Annotated in this window: 14 protein-coding genes; 12 read left to right on the plus strand and 2 right to left on the minus strand. The window is 78.4% G+C overall.

The window, feature by feature from the left end; genetic code table 11:
- Positions 1-46: 46 nt before the first annotated feature.
- Complete coding sequence (locus tag ACW14Y_RS41430) at positions 47-1375, minus strand: Tat pathway signal protein (protein WP_456988640.1); 1329 nt, start codon at positions 1373-1375, stop codon at positions 47-49.
- A gap of 446 nt (positions 1376-1821) precedes the next feature.
- Between ACW14Y_RS41430 and ACW14Y_RS41435 the strand changes: the two genes are divergently transcribed.
- From ACW14Y_RS41435 to ACW14Y_RS41445, 3 genes are read left to right on the plus strand one after another with little or no spacing between them, the layout of a single operon-like run.
- A complete protein-coding gene (locus tag ACW14Y_RS41435; protein ID WP_456988642.1) occupies positions 1822-2745 on the plus strand; it encodes an ATP-binding protein in 924 nt (307 codons plus the stop codon).
- A gap of 26 nt (positions 2746-2771) precedes the next feature.
- Positions 2772-3215 carry a hypothetical protein gene (locus tag ACW14Y_RS41440; RefSeq protein ID WP_456988644.1) on the plus strand — a complete coding sequence of 148 codons (444 nt, stop codon included), beginning with the start codon at positions 2772-2774 and terminating at the stop codon, positions 3213-3215.
- 45 nt (positions 3216-3260) lie between these two features.
- Positions 3261-3842 (plus strand): hypothetical protein, encoded by a 582-nt coding sequence (locus tag ACW14Y_RS41445; protein ID WP_380302278.1) that lies wholly within the window; start codon positions 3261-3263, stop codon positions 3840-3842.
- Positions 3843-3856: 14 nt separating this feature from the next.
- Here ACW14Y_RS41445 and ACW14Y_RS41450 read toward each other — a convergent pair whose 3' ends face one another.
- The gene (locus ACW14Y_RS41450; RefSeq protein WP_456988646.1) at positions 3857-4036 is read right to left on the minus strand and encodes a hypothetical protein; all 180 of its coding nucleotides are present in this window, start codon (positions 4034-4036) and stop codon (positions 3857-3859) included.
- 968 nt (positions 4037-5004) lie between these two features.
- Here ACW14Y_RS41450 and ACW14Y_RS41455 point away from each other — a divergent pair.
- The 9 genes from ACW14Y_RS41455 (at position 5005) to ACW14Y_RS41495 (ending at position 16456) form a co-directional block, all read left to right on the plus strand.
- Positions 5005-5211 carry a DUF5999 family protein gene (locus tag ACW14Y_RS41455; RefSeq protein WP_456988648.1) on the plus strand — a complete coding sequence of 69 codons (207 nt, stop codon included), beginning with the start codon at positions 5005-5007 and terminating at the stop codon, positions 5209-5211.
- A complete protein-coding gene (locus ACW14Y_RS41460; protein WP_456988650.1) occupies positions 5208-6155 on the plus strand; it encodes an SAM-dependent methyltransferase in 948 nt (315 codons plus the stop codon). Before ACW14Y_RS41455 ends, ACW14Y_RS41460 begins: the two co-directional genes overlap by 4 nt.
- Positions 6152-6841 carry a hypothetical protein gene (locus tag ACW14Y_RS41465; protein ID WP_456988652.1) on the plus strand — a complete coding sequence of 230 codons (690 nt, stop codon included), beginning with the start codon at positions 6152-6154 and terminating at the stop codon, positions 6839-6841. Before ACW14Y_RS41460 ends, ACW14Y_RS41465 begins: the two co-directional genes overlap by 4 nt.
- Positions 6838-8973, plus strand: coding sequence for a tetratricopeptide repeat protein (locus ACW14Y_RS41470; RefSeq protein WP_456988654.1), 2136 nt, complete (start codon positions 6838-6840; stop codon positions 8971-8973). The genes ACW14Y_RS41465 and ACW14Y_RS41470 overlap by 4 nt, the downstream gene beginning before the upstream one ends.
- Entirely contained in the window at positions 8970-9743 is a 774-nt protein-coding gene (locus ACW14Y_RS41475; RefSeq protein ID WP_456988656.1) for a hypothetical protein, read from the plus strand. Before ACW14Y_RS41470 ends, ACW14Y_RS41475 begins: the two co-directional genes overlap by 4 nt.
- A complete protein-coding gene (locus ACW14Y_RS41480) occupies positions 9740-11611 on the plus strand; it encodes a hypothetical protein (RefSeq protein WP_456988658.1) in 1872 nt (623 codons plus the stop codon). Before ACW14Y_RS41475 ends, ACW14Y_RS41480 begins: the two co-directional genes overlap by 4 nt.
- 197 nt (positions 11612-11808) lie before the next feature.
- Entirely contained in the window at positions 11809-12789 is a 981-nt protein-coding gene (locus tag ACW14Y_RS41485; protein WP_456988660.1) for a Scr1 family TA system antitoxin-like transcriptional regulator, read from the plus strand.
- A complete protein-coding gene (locus ACW14Y_RS41490) occupies positions 12786-14306 on the plus strand; it encodes a Scr1 family TA system antitoxin-like transcriptional regulator (protein ID WP_456988662.1) in 1521 nt (506 codons plus the stop codon). The genes ACW14Y_RS41485 and ACW14Y_RS41490 overlap by 4 nt, the downstream gene beginning before the upstream one ends.
- A 350-nt stretch (positions 14307-14656) precedes the next feature.
- A complete protein-coding gene (locus ACW14Y_RS41495) occupies positions 14657-16456 on the plus strand; it encodes a hypothetical protein (protein WP_456988664.1) in 1800 nt (599 codons plus the stop codon).
- Positions 16457-16601: the final 145 nt, after the last annotated feature.

Raw genomic sequence — 16601 nt, forward strand, 5'->3', positions numbered from 1 at the left:
CGGAGCCGCCCGGCGTCCGGCCGGTCGGGCGCTCGTCGCGGCGCGCTCAGCCTATGCCGCGAAGAGCCTCGCGGGCACGGCTGTCCAGCTCGGCGGCCGTGTTGCCGCCCCGGCCACGGACCGGGGACAGCGCGCTGCGCATCTGCCGCACGACGTCACGGGTCCGACCGGACTGGATGCCGGCCATCGCGTCGAGCGCGGTGTGCCAGGTCGCGCACGCCTCCTCGATGTGGCCGCGCTGGGCCTGGACGGCCCCCAGGTACCCGAGGGTCACGGCGTGCGTACGGGCCGAGGCCCGCTGGCGGGTCCGCACGCTGCGCCTCATCTCCTCCTCCGCTGCCTGCAGGTCGCCCAGGGCCCGCAGGGTCAGGGCGGTCTCGTGCGCGAGGCTGGCTTCGGCGAAGAAGGCGACGCGCTCCGGTTCCCGGTCCTGGCCGCGGTCGGCGGCGGCGAGGTCGCGCTCGGCGCGGTTCAGTGCCGCCATCGCGTCCGGCTTGCGCCCGGCTGCGGCCAGCGCGCGGGCGTGGACGACTCCGAGCAGCGCCCGCTCACGGGGGCTCGCGGCCGTGTAGCGGGGGCTGTCGACGGAGGCGTCGGCGAAGCGCAGGGCGATCGACCGGTGGCCGAGGTCGAGCGCCTGGTGGGCCTGGGCGCGCAGGATGTGCCCGGCGAGCGCGGGGTCGTCCGCTTCGGCGGCCAGCGCCAGCGCCAGCGCGAAGCCCTGCTGGGCGCCGCCCTGGTCGCCGCCGTCGAAGGCCATCCAGCCGTCGAGATAGGCGAGTTGGCCGGCGGCGGCGAGCAGGTCGGTGCGCACCCGCTCGCTCGTCGGGCGCGCGGCGAGGTAGGCGGCCACGTCGGTGCCCAGGTAGGCCCGCAGGGAGGGGCGGCCGGCCCGTCCGCCCAGTCTCTGGTCCTGGCGGGAGTAGAAGCCCGCGGCATCCCGCAGGGCCTCCACGTGCGCCTCGGAGACCGTGAGCAGCGCGACGGGAGCCCGGTTGCGGGCGCGGTCGCGGTGCTCGCCCCACCAGGCGGGGCCCGGAACGGTGGCGGCGAGGGCGGAGAAGAGGAGCGGTCGGCGACCGAGCATGTCATCCCTGAGGTTCGCGAGTGCGGACACGGGGTCGCTGTCCCAGCCGGCCGCCTCCTGGCCCTGAGCGGCGAGGCCGATCTCGGCCGGGGTGACCGGACGTCCCAGTCCGCGGGACAGCGCCTCGCACAAGATAGCGGGCGTGCGGCCGCTCGGCCGCGATCCGCGGAGCCACTGCGCGATGTGGGACCGCGTCACCGACAGCAGTTCGTCGGCCCCGGCTTCGGCCGCCGTCCGGCGCACCTGGGCCGCGAGTCGGTCCTGGGACCAGCCCAGTTCCCGGACCACGGCCTCAAGGTGTTGATTGCGGACCGGCGCCACCGTGTGCTCCCTGTGCTCGAAACGATCTTTAACGGCGTTAACGGCATCCACCCCGCCCCCGGCATTCACACCGGGCGTGACAGGCGGTTCGCTCACTGTCATGACGATATGGCCTGTCCTGGCCTTGCGGAGCCCCTGTTCCGCAAGTCCGCACCCCGTCCGGTCCTCACACCGAGCAGCGTGCGGAACCGACTTGACGACCGGTCCGGTCCGGTCCGACTTGTGGACGGTTGTCCCGGAGTGCCGACGGTGACCTGTTCGAGCCCGTCCGGGGCGCTCCTGGCCGCGGAGGCGTGCGTTCGATCGTCACGTCGGCACGCGGATACCGATGGAGGGCGCCGGCGCCCCCGCGCCGGTGCACCCGGCGTTCGACGGTGTGCCGGCGTCCGCGCGGGCCTGGGCGGGGGGTCGTGATGGCGGTCTTCGCGCGGGCCGGCCGTCACCGGGGCCGGGCCGCGGCCGCTCAGGCCGCCGACCGGACCCGGACTCAGGACGTCGCGGTGGCCGACTTCGTCGACGCCTGGCTCCCGTACCTGCTTCGCTGCGCCGAGACGGGTCTCCCGGCGCGCCTGGACGGAGCACCTCCGGCCGTGGTGCGGGCCGCCGATCTGGTCCTCGGCTCCACCGGCCGAATCCGGCGGCTGGCCGCCGAGGAGACGGCGGCGGCCGTGCACCCCATCCTCGACCTGCTCGCCCGCCAGGGCCAGGACCTGCTCGCGGCCCAGCAGTCGATCGGAGCCGAGGTGCCGCTCGACCACCTCTACCGTGCCGACCACGCCAATGTGCTGGCAGCCCACCTGGGCGTGCGACTGTCCGTCCTGTCCGGCGGGCCCTGGCCCGCACGGTCTCGGCCCGCCGCCCTGCACGACGTGGCCCGGGCCGCGCAGAGCCGGGTCGCGCACTACGAGCGCGTGCGGGTCGCGGACACCCCGGACCTCACCGTGGTGCCCGCAGCCGTCGAGCCCCTGGCCGCTGCGGCGGCGGAACTCCTGGACAACGCGGTGCGGCACGGCGGGCAGCAGGCGGGGGCCGTCCTGGAGTGCTCGACCGATGCCGGGAGCGGCGCCGTGTGGCTGGCTGTCACCGACCACGGCCCCGGCCTGCCGCAGGAGACCCTCGCGGCCGCACGGCGGGTGCTGGCACAGGGCGGGTGCGCACCGGCCCGGGCGCCGTGGCCCGGCCTCGGTATGCGCCTGGTGGCGGCGGCCGTCCGGCACCTGGACCTGCGGGTGTCCCTCACCAGCATGCCCGGACGGACCGCCGCCGCCCTCCTGCTGCCACCGGCCCTCCTCGTCCCGCCACCGGCTGCCGCCCCCGTCCCGCCCCCCTTCCAGTGACCCCACCGACCCGAAAGGCCGACCCGATGCCCCTGTCGACACCCGCCTCGCCCGCCCCCGTGTCCACCCGCCCCCACGGCGCCGGCCCTCTCGCACCGGTCGGCCCGGAGGCGCTGACCGCCGCCCTCGCCGCCGCCGGCGTGTTCGCGGCCCTGCACGTGAGCGCGGACGGCCTGCTACTGAGCTCGGCCGGCGACCTGCACCGGGACACCGCGGAGGCGGCGGCCGCCGCGCTCACCGCCGCCACCGCGGCGATCAGGGGCTGCGGCGCCGCGATCGGCGCCTCGCACTCCCGGGACCCGGGCCTCAACCGCTTCTGCGGCGAGTTCGCCGCCCTGACGCTGCTGGCACAGCCGCTGGCCGACGGCTCACTGGTCGCCCTCGCGGGCGACGGCGCGGCCGACCTCGCCGCCATGGACCTCGCGTTGTCCGACCTCGCCTCCGAGGTCCGCCGCAGATCCTCCCGCTGACCGGCCGCCACCCATCACCTTTCCCTGCGACCCGCGAGGACTGCGATGTCCCTCCCCCGAACCGCGACCGCTCCTTCCCGGCGGGGCCGACCGCGCACCGACGGCCCGTACGACCCGCGTGCCGTGGCGGCCTGCTGGCCCCTGACGCCGGTCGGTCTCGACCCGGCCCGGGCGTACGGCGAACCGCGACCCGCGATGCCGCAGAAGCCGGGCGCAGTGGCCGACCGTACCGGCGTCGCAGCGGCGCTCCTGCTCTCGGCCACCGCCCCGCTGGCCGGCGTCCGCGCCACCGCCAACAGCGGCGCCCTCGCCGTCACCTGCTCCTACACCGGTGGCAGCTTCACCCGCACCTGCCCGGCCGTGCCGGGGCGCGCCGGGCAGGAGCAGGACCTGCTCACGAGCGTGGCTCCCGGGGCGCGGACCGGCGAGGCGCGGGTCTTCCTGGAGAGCAGGCTGCACCCCGCACTCGTGGCCGCGGCCGGCGGGTGGCGGGCCTTCGCCCTCCAGGCGCAGGGCTGGCTGCTGCTGGCCGTGGTCCCGGACCGGCCCGGCGAGGGCACCGCCCCGCACCTGAAACTCGTACGCCCCGCCGCCACCGGGGCCGGGGTGTCGAGGGGGGCGGCATGACGACACCGCGCACCTCACCCGCCCAGCGGCCTCCCACGACCCTGTACGCCCTGCTCGGCGTGGTCCTGCTGGCCCTCGTGGCCGCCGGGGTGGCGGCGCTCCTCACGGCGGCGGTCCGCACCGAGGTCTGGCCTGCCCTGCTCCTCACCGCGTTCGTCCTCGTCGCGGGCATCGGCGCGGGAGCGGCGGCCCACGTGCGACCACCGCTCCCCGCACCCCGTGGGCACCGCTCCCGGCGCCCGCACACCGGGGCCGCCGCCCGCCCCGGGCCCGGCGCGCCACCCGCCCCGTTCCAGTCCCACCTCACCCCTCACGGAGGTCCGGTGCCCCCCACCGACACCACGGCCCGCCCCGCCGACACCCCGCACGCCTCCGCGCGGCACGCCGGCGAGCCCGGTCCGGCGCTGCCGGTCGCGGTCCTGGCCGACCGGCCCGACACCGCCGGACAGGTCCGGCAGGAGGACGGCACGCAGAGCACCACCACCTACCCGGACGGATCCATCGTCTGCGTGCGGCCCGACACCGCCGGATGGGACCCGGCGGACCTGGCCGCGCAGCTGCTGCCCGGGGGCACCGAGATGTCCGGGTATCTCCGCGTCGAGGGGTGCCTGCTGTTCGCCCAGGAGCGCCGCACCGACGGCTGGACGGTGCGGGCCGTGCGCCGGCAGAGCCTGCTGGTCGCCGCCCTGCGCGCCCCCCCCCCCCCCCCCCCCCCCCCCCCCCCCCCCCCCCCCCCCCCCCCCCCCCCCCCCCCCCCCCCCCCCCCCCCCCCCCCCCCCCCCCCCCCCCCCCCCCCCCCCCCCCCCCCCCCCCCCCCCCCCCCCCCCCCCCCCCCCCCCCCCCCCCCCCCCCCCCCCCCCCCCCCCCCCCCCCCCCCCCCCCCCCCCCCCCCCCCCCCCCCCCCCCCCCCCCCCCCCCCCCCCCCCCCCCCCCCCCCCCCCCCCCCCCCCCCCCCCCCCCCCCCCCCCCCCCCCCCCCCCCCCCCCCCCCCCCCCCCCCCCCCCCCCCCCCCCCCCCCCCCCCCCCCCCCCCCCCCCCCCCCCCCCCCCCCCCCCCCCCCCCCCCCCCCCCCCCCCACTCCCGCCGCAACGCCCGGCATCCCGCAGGTGCACCTGACCCACCCCACCCACGAGTCCTCGACCGCGCCGACGGGGGAGGGGTCATGAGCTGCGGCCACCGTCCGCCCTGCCCGGACGCCGACGCGAAAGACGCCCGGGCGGCCGTCCCGGTGGCCAGCCACCCGGAACAGGGCTGGGCTCTGCTGTGCAACGGCGCCGTGCAGTTCGACGACACCGGACTGCTGCTGCCCGACGGGGACGTCGTCGCACCGCCGCGCCGCCGCACGGACACCGGCGAGTGTGCCGCGTGACCCGGCCCGCCTCCCCGCGCGGGAGCCTCACCGACCGCCCGGCCGGCCGACAGGCCGCCTCGCGCCCGCGCACGGGCGTCCGCCCCGCGCAGCAGACCGACCGGGCCGAACCGTACGTGCTCGCGCCCTGGTGGCGCGCACGGTGGTCCGAGGACCACGCCCGCCCCGACGTGCGGACCGATACCGCCACGTCCGCGCGCGTGGCCGGTGAACTCCTCGGCGGCAAGGACCACTTCGCGCCCGACCGGCTCGCCGCCCACGCCCTGCGCCGGGCGGACCCCGCGTGGGGCACGCGTGCCGTCACGGCCCGCCGCACTGCCTTGGAGCACGTTGCCCGCCTCGCCGCCGGCGGGACGGCCCAGTTCGCCGACCTCGGATGCGGCCTGACCACCGGCGATCACCGCGGAGCACCGCCCGCGCTGCGTCCGCTGCACGCCGCCGTCCTGCCGGCCGCCCCGGGCGCGCGGTTCCTCTACGCGGACCGGGACCCGATGGTGATGGTCCACGCCCGCGCCCTGCTCCACACGCCGGTGCCCGGCCGCGCCCGGCACCTGCTGGCCGACCTCACCGCACCGGGCCCGCTCCTGGCGGGCCTGCGCTCCCCGCTCGCGGGCCTGGACTGGCGGCGGCCGGTGGCCGTCGTCCTGTCGGACGTCCTGCACGAGCTGACCGATCGGCAGGCCCACGGGCTGCTCCGAGCGCTGGGCGAGGAACTGCCCGCCGGCAGCGTCCTGGTCGTCACCCACCGGATGCCCGCCCGCGAGGGGCAGCGGCGGGCGGCGGTTGCCGCGGCCCATGCCGGGGCCGGGCTCGACTGGCATCCGCGCACCGGCGCCGAGGTCGACGCCCTGGCCTCCACCTGGCGTACGACGGGCCCGCCGGACGGCGCGGCGGCGGCCGAGGGCTTCGCCGTGCTGGTCCTGGAGAGCGGGGTCCGCCGGTGACCACGATGCCGCGCGGGGTACCGGCGGTGACCCTGTGGTCCGGAGAGTCCCGCACCGGCGAGATCGTGCTCCGGTCCTCGCAAGCGACCGCGTTCCGGCCCGCCCGGGTCCTCGGTGTCGGCTACGCGGACGAGAGAGTGGCGGACCGCGACGCGATGGGCGTGCTGATCCAGCGCCGCCTCCAGGACCCCGGCTCGGGCACCGCCCGCCTCAAGCTGGTCCACCCGGCCCGCCAGCACCGGTTCATGGCCGACGAGCGCTGCCAGGGCTGCACGGGCGAGCCGGACCGCACCGCGGCGGGAACGCTGTGGCTGATGCCCCGCCCCGACGCGGCACCCGCCGGGTGGCCGGAGGGCGCGCGGGTCGAGCACCCGCCGATCTGCCTGCCGTGCGCACGGCACTCGCGCGGCGCGTGCCCGGAGGGGCGCCGGCGCGGCTGGGTGTCGGTCCGCGCGGGCGACAGCGAACTGACGCACGTCGCAGGCCCGGTATTCGCCGAACGCGACGGCCGCCCGGTGGAGACCGGGCAGGACGTGCTGAGCTACGACGATCCGCGGCTGGGGTGGATCACGGCGACCCGGTGGCTGCGCACGCTGTGGGACTGCACGCACGTCGACCTGGACACCGAAGCCCGCAAGGCCGCCGGCACGCGCCGCCTCGCGGCCCCGACGGAGGCGGCGCGGTGAACACGACCACGAACACGATCACCGGCGGAAGCGTGGGCGGGCCGGTGGTGCAGGCCCGCAGCATCCACGGCGGCGTCCACATCCACCCCGGCCCCACCCAGCAGTGGCAACGCCCCTCCCAACTGCCCCGCCCCGCACCCGTGTTCGTCGACCGGGCCACCGAACAGGCGACGGTGGCCGCGACCCTGGCCGCCGGCCGCATCGCGGTCCTGGTCGGCCCGGACGGCATCGGCCGCACCGCCCTGGCTGCACGGGTACTGCGCGCACAGGACGAGCCGGGCGGCTACCTGGCCGCCGACCTGCGGCCCGCCGCCGGCCGCACGCCCGCGGCCCTGGAAGTCCTCGCGGGCTGGCTGCGCGCGCTCGGCGCGCCCCAGGTGCCCGAGCGGCTCGACGAGGCCCAGGGCCTGTGGCGCACCCTGAGCGCCGCCCGCCGCCCGGCGGTCCTGCTCGCCGGCGCCCTCGACGACACCCTGGTCGCCGACCTCCTGCCCGCCGCCGAATGCCGCACCGTGGTGACCGCCCCGGCCCCCCTCGCCGACCTGGTGCCCCACGGCGCCGTTCACCACGACCTCGGCCCGCTCCCGCCGGCCGAGGCGGGCCACCTCCTCGCCGCGCTCTCCTGCCGCGAACCGCACCACGGCGAGGGAGAGGGCATGGAGCGGCTGGTCGAGGCGTGCGCGGGCCTGCCGATCGCGATCGCCCTGGCGGCCGCCCAGCTCCAGCTCGACCCCGACCTCACCCCCGCCCACCTCGCCCTCGCCCTGACCCGGCCCCCCGGCGCGCGCCGGCCCCATCCCGTGGAGAACGCCGTGCACCGCGCCCTCGACCAGGCCCACGCCCGCCTCGACGACACCCGCGCCGCCGCCTACCGCGCCCTCGGGGCACTGCCCCCCGTCCCGGTGGACGCCTTCCTGCTCGCCGCCGCCACCGCCACCGGCACCGACCCGGCCACCGCCGCCACGCACCTCGCGGCGCTCGAACGCCGCCACCTCGCCACCACCGCGGGCGAGGGCCCCACCGGGCCCCGCTACCGGCTCCCCGGCCCCGGCCACGACCACGCCGCCGCCCTCGCCACCGCCACCGACGGACCCGCGTCCACGGCCGCCACCGTGCTGCGGGCGATCTCGTGGTGGGTGGACGCCGCCGAACGGGCCGGGACCCTCGCCAGCGCCCGCCGCCCGCTCCTGGTTCCCGACCCCGCCACCACCACCGGGCACCCGCCGTTCGCCGGCGCGGCCGACGCCCGCAGCTGGCTCGACGCCCAGGAACCGCTGGTGCGCCCGCTCGTCGACGCCGCCGCCCGCGCAGGGCACCACACGCTGGTGTGGCGCGCCGCCCTCGCCCTGTGGCCGCTGGTCCTCGTCCGCCGCGACTACCCCCTGTGGCTCTGGCTCTACCGGCTGGCGCTCGACGCGGTCCGTCAGGACCCGGGCGCACCGCCTGCCGCACATCGTGAAGTCCTCAACTCGCTGGCGATCGGCCTGCGGGCCACCGGCCACCACGACCGGGCCCTCGACCTGCTCCACGAGGCACTCGCCGACGCGGCCGGCGACCCGCACCCCGACGCGGCCCTGGCCCTCGCCCAGCACCTGCACGACATCGGCGCCACCCACCTCGACGCCGGGCGCCCCGCGGCCGCGCTCCCCCCGCTGGAGGAAGCGCTGCGGCTGCGCCACGACCTCGGCTACGCACGCGGGGTCGCACTCACCGAGGTCGCGCTGGCGGGCGCCCTCGCCGATCTCGGCCGGGCACGGCCCGCCCTGGCGATGCTGCGCCGGGCCCGGAAGGCGCTGGCCGGTGAGCCGCTGGAGGCGATGCGGGCGCTCGCGTGGACGGGCCGGGTCCTCGCCGGCGCCGGACATCCCGTCCTGGCCGGCCGGGTCCTGGGCCACGCCCAGGACGCCGCCGAGGCGCTGGGGCACGTGCTGTGGAGTGCGCGGCTGCGGGAGTGGCGCGCCCTCGCCGTCGAAGCCGCAGGCCGGCCGGCTGCCGCGCGCCCGCTGTACGCCGCCTCCCTCGAGGCCTACACGGCGGCCGCCTCAGGCTCCGACACAAGGCGCCTGACCGGGCATCTGGAGCGCCTGGCCGCCCCGGATGCACCACCACCCCACGGCCCCGACCCCGTATGAACCAGACCGCCCCGCACTCGCCCCTGATCCTGGAGCAGCTCGTGTCCCGCCCCCGCTCACCCCAGAGGCCTCCGACCCACGGTCCCGGCCCCGCCCCGGAACAGGCCCTCGCCCCCGCGGCGACCGGCCCCGACGGTCTGCCGCCCGGCCCCGGCCCGTCCGGTGCGCTCGGCGAGCGGGCCGGTGTTCCGGCCGGCGCCACCGGGCCGGCGGTCGCCGTACTCCACGACGCCGATGCCGGGGCGCCGCTGCGGATCGACGCCACGGCGGACCCGGTCGACGGCGAGACCCGGTGCACCGCCCCCACCGCCCACGACGCCGACGGGGTCACCGTCTGCGTCCGCGCCCACCTGCCGTCCCCGGTGCCGGCCGTGCGGGTGCCGCTGCTCGAGGGCGGGAGCGAACCCCGCGTCGAGACCGTCACCGCCGACGGGACGGTGGTCGCGGTCCGCAGTACCTACGCGGACGGCACCGTGCTGTGGCTGCTGGAGGGCCGGGTGGGACCGGACGCGGCCGCCCGGACCGTTGTCCCCGGGGAGCCGACCACGCCGGGCCCCGAGGTGTTCGTGCGGGTCGACGGCTGCACGCGGACGGCGCAGCAGCGGCGCACCGCCGGGGCGAGCGCGCGGGTGGTCGATCTGTGGGGTGCGCGGTCGCGCACGCTGGTGCTGGTCACGCCCGGCCGGCCGCAGGGGCCGGCGCCGCGGATCCTGCTGGCGTCGCGCGAGGGCGCCCACCCGGTGGCGTGCGGTACCGGGGCGCTGCGGTGAGCGCGGCCGCCCGCGGCGGGCGCACGGCGGTGCCCGCCGACGTGGGGTCCCTGGCGCTGGCCCGGCTGCTCGCCGGACCCGGCGGGACCGAGGAGATCGCCCGGGCGTTGGGGTGGCCCCCCGCCCGGGTGCAGGACGGCACGCTCCACCTGCAGCAGGCCACGGGCGCGCGGACCCGTACAGACCTGGTCGCCGACTACGCGTGGGCCGGGCACCTGACCGCCCGCCACCTCGGCGCCCAGGACCTCAGCTCCGTGCACGGCCTGGGCGTGGAGGAGCGGCTCCTGCTGCGTCTGACCGCCGCCGGCGTGAGCGACCGGGCGGCCGGACGCGAGATCGGATCGGGTACCGAGGTGGTGCACCGGCGCCGTGAGGCGCTGTTCCAGACCCTCGGCGTGACGAGCGGGTACCAGGCGGTCGGGCTGGGCTGCCTGGCGGGGGTGGTGCGCCGCGCGGACATGCCCGCCCGGTTCGAAGCCGTGCGGGCGCCGGTGCCCGGGCACCTTCACGCCCCCACGGCCCTCGCGCACCGGCAACTGGCCGCCGAGGGACGGGCTCTGGTGGTGGTCCCGCGCCGGGAGCAGGCGGCGCTGGCGGGGGCGGTCGGCGCGCGCGCCGGCGGCCTGCACCGCGTGCTGGTGATCACCGCTCCCGGGGCGTACTGGGAGCACGACCTGGCGGTCCTCGCGGCCGCACACCGTGACGCGGGCCAGTTCCTGGCCGTCGTCGACCGTGCCGAGGCCGCCCGGCTGCCGCTGCCGCCCGGCGTCGCGGCCGCTTCCAGTGCGCGCGCGGTCCGCGCGGCCGTCGGAACGACGTTGCCCGCCGTCCTCGTCGCCACCCCCGACGGCCTGGAGTCCCTCACCCGCCTCCACCGGGACGGCCTGCTCGCACCCCTGGACCTCACGGTCGTCCTCGACGCCCACCAGCCCGCTCTGCGTGACCTGCTCGAGCGTCACGACGGGATCCCGCCCGGTGCCGGCGTCCTGCGTCTGACCGCCACGGCGCGATTCATCACCTGCGACCGGTCGGGGCGCGACGGCTGCGACCCGGCCGTCACCGGCCCGCTGACAGCGGCGCTGGCATTGCGGGCGGCCGCCGACCTGGGCCTGATGCGCGGCTACCGCCTCGCGGCGGCGGCCACTGCCCGCTCCGCCCGGCACATGGGCCCGGCCGCACTCGTCGCCGACCTCACCCGCGCCCACGGCCTTCGGCGGATCGTCGTGCACAGCAGCCGACGCGACTCCCGGCGCCTTGCCGAGGCCCTGGGCAGAACGGGCCTGGCCGCCGAGGTCCTGCCCGTCCACGCCCGCGCACAGGCCCTCGACCGGTTCACCGACGCCACGGTCCCGCGGGTGCTGGTCGTCGACGGACCGATGCCGCCGGGACTGGGCGCCGACGCCCTGGTCCACGCCCTCACCGGCGCCGCGACCGAGCACACCGCCGCCGTCGTCGAAGCCGCCCTCACCCCCGCCGGCCCGGGCGGGGGCCCGCTGCTGCTGGTCTCTGCGGACCGTACGGAGGAGGGCTGGACCGCGCTGGCCGACCTCACCGGCGCACTCGCCGCCCTCGACCCGCACCTGGCCCGGGACCTTGCCCGCGCACGCGAGCAGCACACCGGCCACAACGGTCTGGAGTTCCTCCTGCCCCTCCCGCCCGGAGCCGACGAACAGCGCGCCCGGGCGGTGTGCGCGTGGGCGGACACCACCTGGGCCGAGGAGATGCGCGTCACCGCCGCCCGCGCGGCCGCCGACGGCCGCGCCCGCTGTCACGCCTACTCACCGTCAGGGCGCCCGCTCACCGCCTGGACACCACCGGCCCCCGGCCGGCCCGCCCGTCCGTGGCCCGACGCCCGGAGGACCGCGTGAGCGCCGTCTGCGAGGTCGCGGCCCCGTGGACCCTCGGCCGCCGCGGCGCCCGCCTGCCGATCCCGCACGCCGGTGTCGCGGCACACGGGCGAAGTCCGCGCCGTCGTCGCGCCCACCGGGCCGGTGCCGGTCCTCCGACCGGTACCCGCCTCCCTCCACCCTCATTCCTCCCGCCCCGACCGGACGGTTCCTCTTCCGTGACCCACACCCTCGACAGGCCCCGCCTGGGCTACGTCGTCCTCGGCCGCCACCTGGCCCACCTGCGGGTATGCCAGAACCGCACTCCCGGCGACATCGCCGACCGCCTCCCCGCCTTCCCGCCCCTCACCTCCCGGGACATCACCGACCTGGAGACCGGACACGGCCCGGTACTGCACGAGGCGGCCGCCGCCGACCGCCTCCGTCCCCTCCTGCACGCCTACGGCGCCGGCACGGTCGCCCTCGCCGACTTCCACCAGGCCGCGACCGAAGCCGGACGCGACGCTGCCGGCCGTGCCTGGTCCGACGACGGCGCGGGCGCGGCCCACCGCTACCAGCTCCTCGAACAGGCCGCCCAGTACCTGCTGCTGGCCGCGGTCACGTCGATCCCCGGCCCGCTGCGCACCGACGCGACGGCGCGGGGGATGTGGATGGAGGGCAGCGAGGCACCACTGCCGACGGCGCCCCCGTACCCGGCCCTGCGGATCCTGCCCTCCGACGGCTGCCGGATGTGCCGGATCTACCGGACGGACCCGCTGGCGGACGACACCACGGCCGCCGCGTGGCAGCGGGCCGTCGCCGCCGCCCGCAAGGAAGCCCTCGACCAGCGGATCCGACGTGCCGGACCCGTCACGACCCTGCTGATCGACGAGGCGCTGCTGCACCGCGGCGCGGGCAGCTCACGCACGCACGCCGAACAAATGCTCCACCTCGCCGACCTTGCCCGCACCACCCAATTGCAGGCCCGGGTCGTACCGTTGGACAGCGGCGCCGCACTGCGCTTCGACACCGCCGAACTCGGCCTCGACGGACGCACCGTCACCGCGAACCCGGCGGGCGCCCACACCCGCTACCTGGACGGCGAGCACCACGCGCTCCACCTCGCCCGCGATCGCGCCCACGACCCTGACACCAGCCTCCGCCTGCTGGAGAAGGCCGCGGACGGCACGCTGCGCCGCCCGGGCAGGCAGCCGTGGTGACCCCCCACCGCCTCGAGCGGCACCGCAACCGCCCGGGCACGGCAACGCCGGGCGCGAGCGCCGCGGCACGGGTCGCCGCCCTGTGGATCCCCGGCCTGACCGGCGAGAACCTCACACGCCCGCGCGTGCTGGAGGAGGCGGAACGCCTCGGCCTGGACCCCGGCCACCCGGACCGGCAGGCGCTGCTCGCACTGGCCGATCGGCACCACAGCACCCTGACCGGCGCCGCCGACCGTTTCGTCGACCTGACCGAGGGCCGGCAGGACCGCCTGAAGGCACTGGCCGACTGGGCGGTGCGGGTCCGCTCGACAGGAACGATCGTGCCGTGCGGGCTGCGCACCGACGGCTACGCCCGTCTGCTCGGCGCCTGCGACTCCGGCAGCCGGTTCGCGGCCGCCGAGCACCGCCCCTCCTGGCAGGGCTCGGTGGTCGCCCTCGACGAATCGGCACTCCACCAGTCCTACGGGCGGCCGGACGTGGTCGCCGACCAGCTCGACCGCCTGGCCCGCCGGGCCCGGGCGGGCGCCATCGGCGTGGTCCTCGTGCCCACCACCAACCCGGACGCGTCGCACTGCATCGCGAACCTCGCCTTCGCCGACGGCGGCCCGGAACTGACAGTCGTCGAGCAGCCCGGCCGCGTCGTCTACCTGCTGACGCGTGCCAGTTCCACCCGGCGGGCGCAGGCCGTCCTGGACCGGTGGGCGCGCGAGGGAGAGGACCCGGCCCGGGTACTGGGCCGCCTGACGGCCGCACGCGCCGCCCTGCGCTCGATCAACGGACCGCCGCACCCGGCACCCGAACATCCTCCACCTGCCGGCACCACGCTCCTCCCGTGCCCGCACCCGCACTCCCCGCCCCGTCCCCCTGCACCGAACGGATCAGCTGTGTCCCGCTCCCTCCCCGGCCCGGGCAACGGCCGCCTGGCCCACGACCCCGACTACCTCGCGGCCCTCGACGCGAACCTGTGCCGGCGGGCGAGCGAGTGGCTGCACCCCGTCCGGCCCGACGGTGTCCGCCGGGTGCTGGACCCCGGCTTCGGCCAGGACGCCCCCGAGGTCGCCCTCGACGACCGGGTCGACGCGCTGCGCCGCGCCACCGGCCTGCCGGTCGCCCTGCTGGACACCGACACGCCTCCGAAACGGATCAGCGCCCTCACCGGCTCCGTCGACGGCCTGCCGCGCTACACCGGGATCGTGGCCCGCTACGCGGACGGCCGGAGCGCCGAGCTGCGCCTGCCCTGCCCGCTGGGCCCGCCCCCGCAGACCGCCGGCACCGCCTCGGCCGTGGAGGACTGCGGGCTGTTCACCCACAGCCACCTCACCGTCGACGGCGCACGGGTGGAGGCCACCGGCTGCCGCCAGGAACCGGACGAGCCGGTCGAATGGCGCCTCGCCGACGTCGGCGGATGGAACGTCGGCGTGCGCGGCACGGCCGTGGCCGACGGTGCCGCGGTGCGCGTGGTGGGCGCCGGTCAGCGTCCGGGCCCGGGCCACCTGTGCACCACCGGTGCCACCTGACCCGCACCACCCCACCGCCCTCCCGACCACCTCACCGAGGACCCGATGCCCGCCACCCGTCCGGCCAGCACCCGGCCACCGGTTCCGCCCGGTGCCCGGCTCGCGGTCCGCAGTCGTAGTCCGGCCCGGGGTGTCCGCGTTCGGGGAGCCGGCTCGACCGCTACCTGTCCGCCCGCTCCCTGTCTCGCGGGACCGGGCCGGTGCGCGGTGAGTACCCCGGCCGTCCGTGCCGAGCACCTCCCGGCCCCGCCGGGGACACGGCGACGGTCCCCACCACCGCACACACCCCGCGCGGCCGCGCCGCCGTCCCTGATCGACCGGCACACCACCCGACCCACAGGACCCCGCACATGAACCACGCTCCGGCAGACACCGTGCCCACCGCCACCACCCCGGCGGCGCTGCTCGCCGCAATCCTCCCGCGCAGCCGCCACGCCCTCACCTGGGCCGCCCTGCTGTGCGGCCCCGGCACCGTGAAGAGCATCACCAGGACCGAGAACCTCCCGCGCGCCACCGTCCAGCGCGAGATCACGGCCGCGATGGAGCGCTGCAGCACCCTCCTGCGTCCCCAGGTCGCCGCCCAGTACGCGGCGGCCGACCTGGTCCCCGCCCACCGCCTGAGCCTCACGGGGGAGGATCCGAGGGACCTCGACCACGCCGACCGGGCCCTGCTGCGGCTGCTTGCCCGCCACTCCCGTGCCGACGTCGCCGTCGAACTCGACGTCGCCCAGGGCACCGTGCGCACCCGGGCCGCCCGGGTCCGGCGCTTCCTCGAGGTGGGCACCGATCACGAGGCGACCGCGGTCGGCGCGGCGATGGGTGTGGTGCGGCCGGCCGACGCCCACCCCGGGCTGCCGCTGCCCGCCCCGACGTTTCCCGAATCCCTCGCCCCGGTCGTCGAGGCGATCCTCGCAGCCCTGGCTGGCACATCGCGCGCGGCGGCGCAGGTCCCGCGCGCCGAACAGCAGGCGGTGGCCGCCGCAGTAGCCCTCGGCCGGGCCGGCCACGGCGCCCGGGTCCTGGTGATCGCCGCGGACGGTCCGGCGTGGGACAGCGCGATGGACACCTGGACCCGTGCCCGGGAGCACGTCGGCACGGTGGTGGGCCTGCGGCCCCGGCCCGGCGGGCGCACCGTCGCCGCGCCCGGTGACGAGCAGTGGCCCCTGGCCTGGACACGGCGTGGCCTGCTCGACCTGGCCGGCACCCGACAGCCGGCCACCGTCGTGGCCACACCGACGGTCCTGGGCCTGCTGGCCGACCTGCACCGTACCCCCGCGGCAAGGCCCCTCGCCCCCTGGGACCTCGTCGTCACCACCGACGCCCAGCTCCGCGGACACCCCGTGCCCGGGACTCCCGACGAGCGGGCGCTGCCCGCCGCGTCCCGTCTGGCCCTCACCTCCACCCGCCCGGAGCGCCTTCCCCGCGATGCCGGACCGGTGGTGGTGCGGCGCAGCGCGGCGCTCGCCGCCGAGCAGGGCCGGGTGCGCGGACACCGGCTGCTGGCCGTCCCCCTCGCGGCCGGGGCCGGCACGCCGGACGACGCGGCGGCCCTGGTCCTTCGGGCGGCGCGCCGTCACGGGCTCGGTCGCGTGCAGGTGGTGTGCGCCTCGGAGCGGTCGTCCTGCCTGCTGGCCGGTGCGCTCGCCCGGGCCGCCGAGGCCCTGCCCGGGTGGCGGCGACCGGCGTCCCTGTGGAGCGAAGCGATCGCCGCGGACACGGGGGTCGAGGCGCGGGCCGCAGTGGTGCGGCGGTTCGCCGAGGGCCGGGAGGAGCTGCTGGTCCTGACCGCGAGCGGCCCGGTTCGGGCCGCGGGCGCGGACGCCCTGCTGGTTCTCGCCCCCTACGACGAGCACATGGCAGGCGAAGCCGTCGAATGGGCCCTCGAGGCCCGCGGCCGGCACGACCGGGCGCGCACGCTCACCGTCGTGGTGCCGACGGCGTCGGCGGACGCGGCGGGTCCCGGCGGCGGGGACGCCGCGATGCTGCTGCGGGCGTGCGCGGTACTGGACCCCGGCCTCGCCGACCGGGCCGAGCGGCATCCGGCCGATTCACGGTGGCCGTGGATCGAGGGCACCCCGTACCTGGACGCCTCGCAGCGCGCGCACCTCGACGCGGCCGCGCGCGCCCTGACCACGGGACGACGGCCGTGACCGTCGCCCAGGACCGCGGCGGCCCCGTGCCGGAGTCCGCCGTGCACGTGCCGACCGGGTCGGTCGGCGCGGGCCCGCGCCTGGCCGCCGGGCATCCCGACGACCAGGTCCACGACCGGGCCGCCGGCCGCAGACCGCACGACGT

The sequence above is a fragment of the Kitasatospora sp. cg17-2 genome (genome assembly GCF_054031055.1).